This is a genomic window from Phytoactinopolyspora endophytica, assembly GCF_004138495.1.
Taxonomy (GTDB): Bacteria; Actinomycetota; Actinomycetes; order Jiangellales; family Jiangellaceae; genus Phytoactinopolyspora; species Phytoactinopolyspora endophytica.
In genome coordinates, this window is record NZ_ML142865.1 from 111,204 (window position 1) to 111,567 (window position 364).

At 69.2% G+C, this 364-nt stretch carries 1 pseudogene; it reads left to right on the plus strand.

The annotated features are described in order from the left end of the window. A pseudogene (locus ELR45_RS41530) lies at positions 1–281 on the plus strand (3-oxoadipyl-CoA thiolase); the annotation flags it as partial. Positions 282–364 lie beyond the last annotated feature (83 nt).

Below are 364 nucleotides of genomic sequence, written 5' to 3' on the forward strand. Positions count from 1 at the left end.
TGAAGCGGGCCGGTGTCGGCTGGGCCGATCTGGCTGTCGTCGAGCTGAACGAGGCGTATGCGGCGCAGTCTCTGGCGTGCCTCGCCGACTGGCCGGAGCTCGATCCGCAGATCGTCAACGTCAACGGCGGCGCGATCGCCATCGGGCACCCGCTCGGAGCCTCCGGTGGCCGGATCCTCGCACAGCTCTCCCACGAGCTGCGCCGTCGCGGAGGTGGCTGGGGCCTTGCCGTCCTCTGTATCGGCGTCGGCCAAGGGCTCGCCGTCGTTCTGGAGGCGTGAACCGTCGGACATGTATAGCGAGCACATGAACTCAGCCCTGGTGGCACCGGCCGGCCGTGACATTGGCCGGGCGGCGAACGGTA